This is a genomic window from Burkholderia sp. B21-005, assembly GCF_020843965.1.
GTDB lineage: Bacteria > Pseudomonadota > Gammaproteobacteria > Burkholderiales > Burkholderiaceae > Burkholderia > Burkholderia ambifaria.
Map to the genome: position 1 here is coordinate 1534620 of NZ_CP086301.1, position 11324 is coordinate 1545943.

Consider the following 11324-nt stretch of genomic DNA (forward strand, 5'->3'; position numbering starts at 1 on the left):
CCACACATCTGTTCGCTGTAATTTTCGACCGATGCGGGCCGCGGGGACGTCATTTCGTCCCGGTCGATGTATCCAAACCTAGCGAGGCAAAAACATGAAGACGACCATTCTCGCTGACGGCACGCTCAGTATTACGCCAGAGTCAGATCTCGAAGCCTATGCACTGAACCAGTGGGGGAGAGCGAACTTGGACTACTCGCGCGTCCCGCCGACCTGCGAGCCGCTGCCGAAGATGATCCTCGAATTGAATGAATACGCTGAGCGTCTAGGACTATTCGTCGCTGCGCCCGGCATCCGCAAGTAACGATCAGGGCTGACGATCTTAAGGGCCCGGCGGTGCGAGGCGGCGCAGTAAGCAAAAAAGTTTAAGAAAATGCTTGCCGAAGTAAGCAAAAATGTTTAAAGTATCTCCATGGTCACAACACGGAGGGACGGTGAAACAGAGTGAGTTCAAGAAGTGGTTAGCCGACCAAGGGGCGATCTTCAAAGAAGGAGCGAAACACACGAAGGTCTACCTCAACGGCGAGCAAACCGCACTTCCCAGACACCCGGGGCACGAAATCGGGGAAGGTCTCAGGAAGAAGATTTTGAAGCAGCTCAAACTGAAGTAGGAGGGAGGCCCCGAAAGGGGCTTTCCGCGCACCGTCCGCCAAGCACAATGGAGAATCACTATGTTGCGTTATCCAGCCCTGATCGAGCCTGACGAGGATGGGTTTATGGTGTCGTTCCGCGACATCCCCGAGGCGCTCACGGGCGGCAAGACCGTCGAGGAAGCGCGAGAGATGGCCGCCGACGCTCTGTTGACGTCGATGGACTTCTATTTTGAGGATCGACGCCCTGTTCCCGCGCCGTCAAAGGCAAAAAAGGGAGAGGAGTTGATCTCGCTGCCGGCGAGCGTTTCAGCAAAGGTGTTGCTGTTGAATGCGATGTTGGAGCAGGGTGTCACGCCATCAGAGCTCGCACGTCGCTTGGGAACACGGCCGCAGGACGTCAATCGGATTATGGATCTCGGGCATACGACGAAGATCGACACGATCGCCGCGGCATTTGAGGCGATCGGGCGGCATCTCGAGTTGTCGGTCACCGCATAAAGGAACAATGCAATGAAGGTATCTGACCTGACTGGCGTATTGCTTGATTACTGGGTGGCTAGGGCTGAAGGTATCGAAGCGGAACGTCTTTCTGTCCGCTTTGCGCCGGAGGTCGTCGAGGACGCGTGCATCCGCGACGATATTTTCAAATTCAATCCGTCTGAGAGTTGGATGCTGGGAGGCCCAATCATTGGGCGTGAACGAATTGGTTTCTTCCAAACCTTTCACGACAGGCATCCGTATTTTTCGGAGGGTACGCGCTGGACGGCATGTCTGAACGCGACATCTTATGAAGGCGACATGGTGGACGGAGACGCGAGCAGTCGGGGGCCCACTCAACTGGTCGCCGCTATGCGCGCATACGTCGCATCCAAATTTGGAAACGAGGTGCCGGATGAAGGTTGCTGACTTGAGCGGCGCGCAGCTCGACTACTGGGTCGCTCGCGCGGAGCGCAATCTCGCCCATGGTTCGACATCTCCTGAAAACGCTGTCGTCGAACACTACGGGTATGGTGGTGAGGTTGAGTTTCGTTCTTCACTCAGCAACTGGTCGCCATCGACTGACTGGGAGGATGGCGGACCCGTCATCGATCACACTCCGTTCGGGATATTCGAAAGGGTCGATGGCGGCTGGGCGGCAGGCATCTATAGGCCGCAGGCTGGGATGAGAGACCTGTGCATCGCCTATCAAACCGGCGACACGCTTCTGATCGCTGCCATGCGTGCCTATGTCGCTTCGAAGTTTGGCGATGAAGTGCCGGAGTAGCGCCGGCACTTCCCGGGATGGCATTATCCTCGTGCGCCTCTTAGGCGCGGGCGAGCGTGTTCTTCAGCCATTCAGAAGCAGTGTCGCTGAAACTTCCAGTCCAAGCAGCTTCGTTTTGTACTCGAATGACTAGAAGTCTGTCGTCACTGTGAATGTGCTGCTTTAGATTGTCTCGAATCTGGCTGCATGACTGAGTGGACTCAATCAGCCAAGTAGAGTCGAGGTTTCCCCAGTAGGTTTTGTAAGCCTTGATCGCTGAGATCAGGTTTTCATAGCTTTGGAACTGCTTTCGGGTCAGGTCGTACCCAATGAAATAAACGGCCACGTTGGTCTCCGCGGAATGTGAGGAATGTGCGGCGGATCACGCTTGCACTGCCGTGTTTCCGCAGCAAAATGATTGTAGGGTTTGCGCTACCAAAAAAAAGGGTTGTAAACCCGAAAAAACCGGCGTATAGTTCGTTCCCGGGAAGATGCGTCCTGAGAAAGCCCGCTGATCGAGAGGTCAGCGGGCTTTTTGCATTGGCGTTTCGTCTCTGTTGGGTCTCCTCCTGTCGAGTGATCGACTTTTCGCCCGGTTTGCCGGGCGTTTTTATTTCTGGTGCTGAAATGGCGCGTTCCCCGAAGAAGGCAGAGGCGAGCGCCCCGCATTTCAGCATCGACGACCTGCTGGCAGAATCGGTGCTCGTGCGTTCCCCGCTCTGGCTGAACGGAAGGCGCAAGGTGGCAGCGATCATCGCCGACGCGACCGTCGATCCTGCGCTCTTACCGGAAAATGCAATCGCGCTCGTGAGCCTCACTGCATTCCCGCCTGGCGCGCCGTCCCGAATGATGGTCGATGTTCCGCTGTACGACGGTCCGCAAAGCGATGATGTGCTTCCTGCGGCGTGGCTGAAGCGATGAGGCTCATGTGTTCAAGATCAGTGTTGCAGACGACATCGCGAAGATTCGGAAGTCGCTGACTGATCTGGAAAAGCGGCAATTGCCGTTTGCGACGGCCAATGCGCTGACAGCGCTTGCGAAGAACGCGCAAGCCGCCGAGAAAGAGGCGATGCCGGAAGTATTCGACAGGCCTACCCCTTTTACCGTTAATTCGGTCGCGGTGCGAGGTGCGCGCAAGAGCAACCTCGAAGCGCGCGTGTTCATCAAGGACATTGCCGCAGCGTATCTAGAGCCATTCGAGTTTGGCGGAAACCATAAACTGCTTGGCTCCGGACGGACATGGCTGAACCCGAAAGACAAGACGCAGCTTAACCAGTACGGCAACTTCAGTAAGACAGCTCTCAAGCGGTTGCAGGCCCGTCCCGACATCTTCATCGGCAATATCAAGACATCATCGGGCGAGACGATTGGTGGCGTCTGGCGCCGTCCGCCCTCTGCCCGTGTGACGAAGGTGAAGGGCAAGCGTGGATCGGTCGTCCAAGGCAGCCCACGAGGGCATCTCAAACTGCTCGTTCGATTCGGCGATGCACGCCCAGTGAAGCAGCATCTCGAGTTCGGTGAGAGGGCTTTCGAGGTCGTGAACGACACGTTCGAGCGGGAGTTCGAGGTGGCGATGAATCAGGCAATTGCCACCGCGAAGCTGTGAAATGTTGCGAAATCGCAACGAAAATCAACGAATGTTGCAAAAAAGCGACGAATCTGGCCGGGTCGGGGCGCGAGCGGGTCCTTCCGCCGCCCTTCCGAACACGCGGGCACTGCGCACTGCGATTTTCGACCAGCGCTGAGTTTTGAAATTTGGGTAACAGGTAACAGATCGCGCGATGAATCAGAGCGAGTTCGCGGCACTCCACGGCGTCAGCCGGAAGACGGTCACGAAGTGGAAGGAGCGCGGCTGGCTTGTGTTTGAGGGCGATGTCGTCAATGTTGAAGCCTCGAACAAACTGCTCAAGCGCTACCGCCGTGACGGAGTTCCGGATGTTACCCAGGGTGTTACCCAAACGGCGAAAGGTAACAAACGCAAATCTGTTACCCAGGCAGCTAAGGAGGTAACACTCGACGCCGGCGAAAGCGCTGCCGACGCTGTAAATCGAATTCTTGCTGGCAATGTTGCCTTGCTGAATTTCGACGAAGCGCGCTGCCTGAAAGAGAACTATCTCGGGCTGATGGCTCAGCTCGAGTACGAACGCAAGTCCGGGTCGCTCGTCGAGCTGGATACCGCAACAGCAATCCTCTTTGAGGAGTTCCGGGCGCAGCGCGATGCGTGGCTTAACTGGCCGACAAGGGTAGGTCCGATCTTGGCAGCCGAACTAGGCGTCGAGGCCGACCGAGTTGTCGAGACCCTAACCGCGCATGTCCACAAGCAAATTGCCCAACTCGGCGAGCCGGAAGCCAATTTCTCCGAGCGAGAAGGCTAATCGGCTTCGCGCGTCGGTGCGCCGTGCATGGACGCCGCCACCGCGTATCAGCGTCCCGGCATGGGCGGATAGATACCGCAAGCTCGCGAAAGAAGCGGGGAGCACGTCGGGTAACTGGGAGACGTCGACGGTTGAGGTGGCGCGCGGTCCGATGCTCGCCGTTACCGAGCCTGGTGTGCACATCGTCACGACGATGGTGAGTACGCAGTTGCTCAAGACGGCCCTCCTGGAGAACGTGTTTGGGTATTTCGCGCACCTGGATCCGTGCCCGATTCTGCTGCTGCAGCCGAAAGAGGATGCGGCAGAACAGTTCAGCAAGGAACGGATTAGCCCGCTGATCCGTGTGACGCCCGTGCTGCGTGAGCTCGTAGGGACGAGCAAGACGCGAAACGCGGACGAGACGCTTCTATTCAAGGCATTCCCTGGCGGTTTTCTGGCGCTAGCGGGTGCCGGTAGCCCCGACAACCTTGCGCGTCGACCAGTGCGCGTCATCCTCGCGGACGAGGTCGACAAGTACCCAGTGACGCGCGAAGGCGAGCCGATCGCCCTCGCCGAAGAGCGGACGGCGACATTCGGCGTGAACTGGTTGTCGATTCGTGCATGCTCACCGACGGTCGAGGACGAGAGCCGGATCGAGGCTAGCTATAAGGAATCGGATCAACGTCGTGCGTCGATCGCATGTCCGCACTGCGGGCATCGGATGTTCCCTGACTTCTTCAAGCACGTCGAATGGGACAAGCGTCGCGATGAGAGCGGAAACGTTGTTGAACACTTTCCGAAAACGGCTCGCATCTCGTGCGAATTATGCGGTCAGATCTGGTCAGAAGGTGACCGGCTGCGCGCGCTTCAAACCGCACGCTGGCATCAGACGCGGCCGTTCGAATGCTGCGGATCGCGGCACGTTCCGCTAGACGCTTACGAGCGAGCATGGCGCGGGCCGGAAGACTCGCGCGAGGCGACTTCGGATGCGGCCATCGCCGAAGTATGGGACTGGTGGGAAAGCGATCGCCACGCGGTGTATCGCGCCAAGTGTCCGGACTGCGGCGAATGGAAGGTCGATAACGAGCACGCCGGATTCCAGGCGAGCAAGCTCTATAGCCCATGGCAGAAGGATAGACCGTCTGACATTGCGGCGAAGTGGCTGAAGGCCGAAGGCGACGAAGAAAAAAAGCAGACCTGGTGGAACACGCAGGCAGGCATGCCATATCGCCCGAACTCAGGCAAGGTGTTGCGCCTCGAGGCGCTCGTCGCGCGTGGCGAACGCTGGGCGGCAGAAGTGCCCGACGGCGTCGCGGTGATCACGATCGGTGTCGATACGCAGGACTATCGGTTCGAAGTCGAAGTTGTCGGTTGGGGCCGCAACGAAGAGAGCTGGTCGATTGCCTACGAGGTGATCGAGGGTGACATGGAAACGCCCGAGCCGTGGGAGCGCCTCGACGCACTGCTGAATCGCATCTGGCATCGCGCGGATGGGCGGCCGTTCGAAGCGATGGCCGTGTGCATCGACTCTGGCGGCCATCACACGCAAAAGGTGTACGACTTCTCGAAGGCTCGCCTAGGCCGCAAGGTCTGGGCGATCAAGGGTGAGTCGGCAGTCAGCGGAAAACGCAATCCGATCTGGCCGATCAAGAAGCCGACGCGGAAGACAAAGGCGTCTTTCCGGCCGGTGATTCTAGGTGTGAATGCGGCGAAGGACACCATCCGAAACCGTCTGCACGTCGAAGAGGCTGGGCCGGGCTACATGCACTTCCCGAACGACCGAGACATTGGCTACTTCGAGCAGCTCACGTCGGAGCGATCCGTCGTGAAGGTATCGGGCGGCCAGAAATACCGCGTCTGGGAGCTGCCGTCGGGGCGAGCGAACGAGGCGCTTGACTGCCGTGTGTATGCCTACGCAGCACTGTGCGGTCTGACGCATCTGGGATTGAAGCTGAATCGCCGTGCAGATCTGGTTGCGCAGCCGCTGGATTACGACGCTTCGCAGCAGGCGTGGGTGCCGCAGCAAACGCCCGAACAGCCGGTCGCGCAGGTCACGCCGGCGGCATCACAGTCGGTCGAAGTTAAACCCGTCAGGAAGAGGCTGACGAATCGCCTCGCTTAGGAACGAAATGGCTATCACGGATGGGATGAGCACTGCCGATATGCAGTCGCGGTTGGCTGCGCTTCAGGCGGCCTACTTCGATCTGTCGTCAGGCGCGAAGATCGTGACGGCCACGTACAACCAGGGCGACGGGACGAAGTCGGTCACGTATCAGCAGGGCGACATAACACAGATCCGCAAAGCAATCGAGATGCTACAAAAGGCTCTCGGAATCATCTGTCATTATCCACGCGCACGCAGGGTTCTTTTCTGATGTCACTCATCGTCGATTCCACCGGCAAGCCGTTCGCGGACCTGCCGGCAGGAGGGCGTGCGCGTGCAGATTCTGGATGGGGCGGCCCGGGTATCACCCAGCCGCCTTACTCGAGCCTCTTTCCGTACGAGGCCTCGAACATCCAGACGCCAGAGATGGGTCAATGGTTTCCGTACATCCGTTCGCCGGATTCGGAGATCAACCAGTTTCGCGACCGCATGGTCGCGCGTTCGCGCGATCTCGCGCGCAACGACGGCTGGGCAAGCGGCGGCATCACACGGATTCTGGATAACACCGTCGGCGCGCATCTGCGGCTATCGGCAAACCCTGACTATCGCTCGCTCGCTATGCGCGCGAGCGGGTTCGATGCAACGTGGGCCGACGAGTTCCGGCGCGCGGTTGAAGCGCTCTGGCGCAGCTATTCAGAGGACATCGGCCATTTCAACGATGTCTCCCGTCAGTTGACGATGTCGCAGCAGCTGCGCCTCGCACTCCGCCACAAGCTGATTGATGGCGAAAGCTTGTTCATCAGCTACTGGATGCCGGAGCGCGTTGGCGTAGGTGGCGCACGATATGCCACGAGTTTCCTTCTGGTGGATCCCGATCGCCTGTCGAACCCGTACCAGATTGTCGATACGAAGTATCTGCGTGGCGGCGTAGAGATCGATGACTATGGCGTCCCGATCGCTTACCACATCCGCAAGGCGCACCAGAACGACTGGTATAACGCCGTCGAGTCGATGGAATGGGAGAGGGTTGTCCGAGAGGATGACGACGGCTTCCGTCGCGTGATTCATGATTTCGAGCGCGACCGTGCCGGGCAGAACCGCGGCATTGGCGTGTTCACCCCCGTGCTTGCGCACGCGAAGATGCTTGCGCGGTATTACGGCGTTGAACTGCAGGCTGCGACCGTCGCGACGATCTTCAGCACGTATGTGACAAGCCCGTTCGATCCGAAGATGATCGAATCGGCGATGGACAGCGACGGCGAAGAGCTCGGGTTCTATCAGGATCTTCGCGCAGACTGGGCGAAAGAACGCCCAGCGATGCTCAACAGCGTTCGTATCCCGACGCTGGCACCAGGTGAAGACATCAAGCAGGTCAACGCCGCGCATCCGCACAGCGGCTTCGGCGAGTTCGCTCACGAGATGCTTCGCTCGATAGCGGCCGCTCTTGGCGTGTCTGCCGAGCAGATCACGCAGGACTGGAGTCGCACGAACTATTCCAGCGCGCGAGCTGCAATGCTTGAAAGTTGGAAGACGCTATCCAGGCGAAGCGCAGACTTCAAGGTCGGGACCGCGTCGCCGATTTACGCCTGCTGGCTTCGAGAAGCGATGGAAAGCGGGCATCTCGACGACGTCCTGCCGCGCAACGCGCCAGACTATATCGAAGCGTCGACAGAGTATTCGCGCTGCGACTGGCTCGGAGTCGGACGTGGATACGTCGATGTCACCAAGGAAGCGGCCGGTGCCGTGATGCGGATGGATGGCGGACTCTCGACGCTTCGCGATGAAGCGAAGGAGCAGGGCCGCGATTGGGAAGAAGTGCTGCACCAGCGCGCGCTCGAAGTGAAGATGTTCAAGGAACTCGGTCTCAATCCTCCCGAGTGGGCGGGCGAGGTCGCCGTAGCCGAGGCCGGAAGGCCGGAGCCGACCCCGCAACCGCAATAGTCATCAACGCGTCCTCCGGGGCGCGTTTTCGTTTCAGCCTCAGAAGAATGGAAAGAGAAACGAAGATTTACGTGCTTCGTGATCCGCGCACGAATGCAGTTCGATATGTTGGCAAGACAGTGCAAAGTCTCGCGCGAAGATTGAACGCTCATATTCTTCGAAGCGCGGCAAAGAGAACGCACCGAGACTGTTGGATTTCTGGACTCACGGCGGCCGGCCTGCGGCCGATTATCGAATGCATCGCCACTGCTGGCGCGGATTGGATAGAGCGCGAGCAGTTCTGGATCGCCCACTATCGCGCCACGGGCTGCGACCTGACGAATCAGACTGACGGCGGGGAAGGAACTCCAGGAATCGAGTTCTCGGAATCGTTCCGCCGCCAGCTGTCGGAGCGCCAAACCGCGAGGATGACGCCTGAATACCGCAAGCGTCTCAGCGAGAAGGTGAAGGACGGTTGGACGCCTGAGCGGCGAGCGGCGTGGGCTAAGAAGATGTCAGAGCGTCAAACGCCAGAAGAACGTGCGCGCCGGTCGAAACTGGCAAATTCGCCGGAGATGCTTGCGCTTAATCGCGCTAAACAGATTGAGGTATGGACACCTGAGCGCCGTGCTGCGCGTTCTGCGCAAGTGCGGGCACAGATGACGCCGGAAAGAATCGAGGCACATGCAGAGAAGCTGCGTAAGACCACATCTTCTCCCGAGTGGAAAGCGAAGCACTCAATTTCGCAACGTGCGAAATGGACCCCTGAAATGAGGGCTGCGCAGGCAGAACGCACGAAGGCTCAATTCGCGGCGAAGCGAGCCGCTTTGGAGAGTGGCCCGAAATGAAAAGTTATCCGTTTGCAGCAGCTCGTGTTTTTGACGTGCCGCTGGCGATTCATCCCACTAAGGGACAGGTGATTGCGAAGGTGCTTGCTAGTCGATTCGGCATCTCTGAGGTGGCGTTCGCGGGTGAATCGCCACTCGTCGTGAAGCCGATGGCTTACGACGAGTGGGATGACGGGCCGAGCGAGCAATACGAGGAAACTCCATACGATCTGACGCAAGGTGTTGCGGTGATCGACGTGTCCGGAACGCTCGTCCAGAAAAGCAGTAGCCTTCGACCGTACTCCGGGATGCTCGGGTACAACGCAATTCGCCACAACTTTCTCTCCGCGCTTGATGACAAGAAAGTCAAGGCGATTGCACTGTCGATCGACTCTCCTGGTGGGGAAGTTTCTGGAGTTTTCGATCTCGCCGACCTGATCTACGAATCACGCAGCATCAAGCCGACGCTCGCAATACTGAACGAATCGGCATATAGCGCAGCGTATGCGCTTGCAAGCGCTTGCGAGCAGATCACGGTACCCCGCACCGGGGGAACTGGCAGTGTGGGCGTGATCTGCATGCATGTCGATCAAAGCAAGGCGATCGACAAGGCTGGCCTGACGGTCACGATCATCAAATACGGTGATCGCAAGGCCGACGGAAACCAGTTCAACCCTCTTTCGAAAGAGGCGCTCGACCGATACCAGGCCGAAGTCGACGAAATGGGGGAACTCTTCGTTGCAACGGTCGCCCGAAACCGCAATCTATCTGCCGACGTCGTTCGCAAGACGCAGGCAACCACCTTTCTCGGCGCCGCTGGCGTCGAGATCGGCTTCGCTGACGCTGTCATGGCGCCGGACGAAGCGTTCCGATCCCTGCTGAAAGAGCTGGGCTGACATTACCCACCCCGAAAGGATATTTCATGAGTATTCGCACCCTTGCGGCGCGCGGGCTCTCGTTCGCCCATCTCGCCGGTATCAAACCCCGCGGCGCGCGAGCCGAAGACGATCGTCAAGAGGATGACGAGCGCGCTGAAGACGACGATCAAGAAGAGCAGGATCGCGACGACGGCGATTCGACTGGCTCGAAAGGCAAAAAGGGCAAGCGCGCCGAGGACCGCACCGACGATCCCGACGCGGAGGACGAGGACGACGAGATCGAAAACGACTCGGGCAAGGGCAAGAAGGGAAAGCGCGCAGAAGACGACGAATCTGATGAGGGTGATGACGACGCTGACCCGGATGCGGAAGATGACGACGACGAAATGCGGGGCAAGAGTGCCGTCGCACGTGCTCGTCGCCGTGAGCAGGCACGCTGCGCGGCAATCATGGGTTCGAAGCATGCAGCTCGCAATGTCGAGTTGGCAGCAAACCTTGCCTTCAAGACGCGCATGACGCGTCAGGAAGCGCTGTCGATTCTTGGCTCGTCGCCGGGCGCATCGACGGCATCACAGTCGCAGCGCCGTGCGGATCGCAACCCGCAACTCGGTGCAGGCGGCGAGCTGCTCCGCAACCCGCAGCGAGAAGCGTCGGCTGGCTGGGATCGCGCCTTCTCAAAAGCTTCGGGCAAGCGCGCGTAAGCGTATCTCTCACATCCTCATCTAAGGAGCTCTCATGAGCTACGTTTCTCGCTCGCCTCTGTACGAGCAATGGCACCCGGGTGGCTTTCTGGTCTCGCAGCCGCGCGGCCACCGGCACATCGATCGCGGGACTTTCACCGGCGCTGTCAAGGTGCAGCCTGGCACGGTGATGGGTCAGCAGACGGTCGGCACATCGGCTGTTGCCGCTGCGCTCGGCACGAATACGGGCAACGGTACTTTCGGCACGATCACGGTTGGCGCCGCCAAGGCCGGTGCCTATGCCGTCGAGTTTGACGATGCGACGCACTTCGTCGTATCCGACCCGACCGGCAAGGAAGTAGGTCACGGCACGACGGGCGTTGCATTCAACGCGGGCGGCCTCGGCTTCACCATCACTGCCGGCGGGACGGCATTCGTCGCCGGTGACAGCTTCACCGTGACGGTTGCCGCTGGCTCGGGCAAGTGGGTGCCGTGCACGAAGACGGCAACGGACGGATCGCAGATCGCTGCGGGTATCTCGTTCGGGCTCGTCGACGCGACGCTGAACGACACGCCGGGCGCTTTGGTCGTGCGCGACTGCGAAGTGAACATGTCGGAACTCGTGTGGGATGCATCGATGGATGCACCCGCACAGACCGCCGCTCTCGCTGCGCTGCTCGCGTTGAAGATCATCCCGCGCTGATCCGCACAACTCGAAAACGACA

The 11324-nt window shown here is 59.3% G+C and carries 16 protein-coding genes; 15 read left to right on the plus strand and 1 reads right to left on the minus strand.

The window, feature by feature from the left end; all coding sequences use genetic code 11:
• Positions 1 to 94: 94 nt before the first annotated feature.
• The 5 genes from LMA02_RS07225 to LMA02_RS07245 all read left to right on the plus strand — a co-directional run bounded on the left by LMA02_RS07225 (position 95) and on the right by LMA02_RS07245 (position 1857).
• A complete protein-coding gene (locus tag LMA02_RS07225) occupies positions 95 to 304 on the plus strand; it encodes a hypothetical protein (protein ID WP_228907450.1) in 210 nt (69 codons plus the stop codon).
• A 91-nt stretch (positions 305 to 395) separates the two neighbouring features.
• Positions 396 to 611: a type II toxin-antitoxin system HicA family toxin gene (locus LMA02_RS07230; RefSeq protein ID WP_279607970.1), complete on the plus strand. Its 216-nt coding sequence runs from the start codon at positions 396 to 398 to the stop codon at positions 609 to 611.
• Positions 612 to 671: 60 nt separating this feature from the next.
• The gene (locus tag LMA02_RS07235) at positions 672 to 1091 is read left to right on the plus strand and encodes a type II toxin-antitoxin system HicB family antitoxin (RefSeq protein WP_324251287.1); all 420 of its coding nucleotides are present in this window, start codon (positions 672 to 674) and stop codon (positions 1089 to 1091) included.
• Between the two features lie 12 nt (positions 1092 to 1103).
• Entirely contained in the window at positions 1104 to 1499 is a 396-nt protein-coding gene (locus tag LMA02_RS07240; RefSeq protein ID WP_228907451.1) for a phage protein NinX family protein, read from the plus strand.
• Positions 1486 to 1857, plus strand: coding sequence for a phage protein NinX family protein (locus LMA02_RS07245; RefSeq protein WP_228907452.1), 372 nt, complete (start codon positions 1486 to 1488; stop codon positions 1855 to 1857). Before LMA02_RS07240 ends, LMA02_RS07245 begins: the two co-directional genes overlap by 14 nt.
• A 40-nt stretch (positions 1858 to 1897) precedes the next feature.
• Here LMA02_RS07245 and LMA02_RS07250 read toward each other — a convergent pair whose 3' ends face one another.
• Positions 1898 to 2182, minus strand: coding sequence for a hypothetical protein (locus LMA02_RS07250; RefSeq protein WP_226151232.1), 285 nt, complete (start codon positions 2180 to 2182; stop codon positions 1898 to 1900).
• A gap of 230 nt (positions 2183 to 2412) precedes the next feature.
• Between LMA02_RS07250 and LMA02_RS07255 the strand changes: the two genes are divergently transcribed.
• The 10 genes from LMA02_RS07255 to LMA02_RS07300 all read left to right on the plus strand — a co-directional run bounded on the left by LMA02_RS07255 (position 2413) and on the right by LMA02_RS07300 (position 11302).
• Complete coding sequence (locus LMA02_RS07255; protein WP_228907453.1) at positions 2413 to 2757, plus strand: hypothetical protein; 345 nt, start codon at positions 2413 to 2415, stop codon at positions 2755 to 2757.
• 7 nt (positions 2758 to 2764) lie between these two features.
• The gene (locus tag LMA02_RS07260) at positions 2765 to 3442 is read left to right on the plus strand and encodes a hypothetical protein (protein ID WP_226151228.1); all 678 of its coding nucleotides are present in this window, start codon (positions 2765 to 2767) and stop codon (positions 3440 to 3442) included.
• Positions 3443 to 3617: 175 nt separating this feature from the next.
• Positions 3618 to 4211, plus strand: coding sequence for a hypothetical protein (locus tag LMA02_RS07265; protein WP_228907454.1), 594 nt, complete (start codon positions 3618 to 3620; stop codon positions 4209 to 4211).
• Positions 4147 to 6312 carry a phage terminase large subunit family protein gene (locus LMA02_RS07270; protein WP_228907455.1) on the plus strand — a complete coding sequence of 722 codons (2166 nt, stop codon included), beginning with the start codon at positions 4147 to 4149 and terminating at the stop codon, positions 6310 to 6312. Before LMA02_RS07265 ends, LMA02_RS07270 begins: the two co-directional genes overlap by 65 nt.
• A 7-nt stretch (positions 6313 to 6319) precedes the next feature.
• Positions 6320 to 6565 (plus strand): gpW family head-tail joining protein, encoded by a 246-nt coding sequence (gene gpW / locus LMA02_RS07275; protein WP_175738523.1) that lies wholly within the window; start codon positions 6320 to 6322, stop codon positions 6563 to 6565.
• Positions 6565 to 8235 (plus strand): phage portal protein, encoded by a 1671-nt coding sequence (locus LMA02_RS07280; protein WP_175738525.1) that lies wholly within the window; start codon positions 6565 to 6567, stop codon positions 8233 to 8235. Before gpW ends, LMA02_RS07280 begins: the two co-directional genes overlap by 1 nt.
• A gap of 47 nt (positions 8236 to 8282) precedes the next feature.
• Positions 8283 to 9062 (plus strand): GIY-YIG nuclease family protein, encoded by a 780-nt coding sequence (locus tag LMA02_RS07285; protein ID WP_175738527.1) that lies wholly within the window; start codon positions 8283 to 8285, stop codon positions 9060 to 9062.
• Positions 9059 to 9937 carry a S49 family peptidase gene (locus tag LMA02_RS07290; RefSeq protein WP_175738529.1) on the plus strand — a complete coding sequence of 293 codons (879 nt, stop codon included), beginning with the start codon at positions 9059 to 9061 and terminating at the stop codon, positions 9935 to 9937. The genes LMA02_RS07285 and LMA02_RS07290 overlap by 4 nt, the downstream gene beginning before the upstream one ends.
• 26 nt (positions 9938 to 9963) lie before the next feature.
• Positions 9964 to 10620 carry a DNA primase gene (locus tag LMA02_RS07295; RefSeq protein WP_175738531.1) on the plus strand — a complete coding sequence of 219 codons (657 nt, stop codon included), beginning with the start codon at positions 9964 to 9966 and terminating at the stop codon, positions 10618 to 10620.
• A gap of 34 nt (positions 10621 to 10654) precedes the next feature.
• Complete coding sequence (locus tag LMA02_RS07300; protein WP_228907456.1) at positions 10655 to 11302, plus strand: head decoration protein; 648 nt, start codon at positions 10655 to 10657, stop codon at positions 11300 to 11302.
• Positions 11303 to 11324 lie beyond the last annotated feature (22 nt).

What these genes read in the sequence shown, in the direction of transcription:
- LMA02_RS07225 (WP_228907450.1), top strand. Translation starts at nt 95, where the DNA reads ATGAAGACGACCATTCTCGCTGACGGCACGCTCAGTATTACGCCAGAG.
- LMA02_RS07230 (WP_279607970.1), top strand. Translation starts at nt 396, where the DNA reads ATGTTTAAAGTATCTCCATGGTCACAACACGGAGGGACGGTGAAACAG.
- LMA02_RS07235 (WP_324251287.1), top strand. Translation starts at nt 672, where the DNA reads ATGTTGCGTTATCCAGCCCTGATCGAGCCTGACGAGGATGGGTTTATG.
- LMA02_RS07240 (WP_228907451.1), top strand. Translation starts at nt 1,104, where the DNA reads ATGAAGGTATCTGACCTGACTGGCGTATTGCTTGATTACTGGGTGGCT.
- LMA02_RS07245 (WP_228907452.1), top strand. Translation starts at nt 1,486, where the DNA reads ATGAAGGTTGCTGACTTGAGCGGCGCGCAGCTCGACTACTGGGTCGCT.
- LMA02_RS07265 (WP_228907454.1), top strand. Translation starts at nt 3,618, where the DNA reads ATGAATCAGAGCGAGTTCGCGGCACTCCACGGCGTCAGCCGGAAGACG.
- LMA02_RS07270 (WP_228907455.1), top strand. Translation starts at nt 4,147, where the DNA reads ATGTCCACAAGCAAATTGCCCAACTCGGCGAGCCGGAAGCCAATTTCT.
- gpW (WP_175738523.1), top strand. Translation starts at nt 6,320, where the DNA reads ATGGCTATCACGGATGGGATGAGCACTGCCGATATGCAGTCGCGGTTG.
- LMA02_RS07280 (WP_175738525.1), top strand. Translation starts at nt 6,565, where the DNA reads ATGTCACTCATCGTCGATTCCACCGGCAAGCCGTTCGCGGACCTGCCG.
- LMA02_RS07285 (WP_175738527.1), top strand. Translation starts at nt 8,283, where the DNA reads ATGGAAAGAGAAACGAAGATTTACGTGCTTCGTGATCCGCGCACGAAT.
- LMA02_RS07290 (WP_175738529.1), top strand. Translation starts at nt 9,059, where the DNA reads ATGAAAAGTTATCCGTTTGCAGCAGCTCGTGTTTTTGACGTGCCGCTG.
- LMA02_RS07295 (WP_175738531.1), top strand. Translation starts at nt 9,964, where the DNA reads ATGAGTATTCGCACCCTTGCGGCGCGCGGGCTCTCGTTCGCCCATCTC.
- LMA02_RS07300 (WP_228907456.1), top strand. Translation starts at nt 10,655, where the DNA reads ATGAGCTACGTTTCTCGCTCGCCTCTGTACGAGCAATGGCACCCGGGT.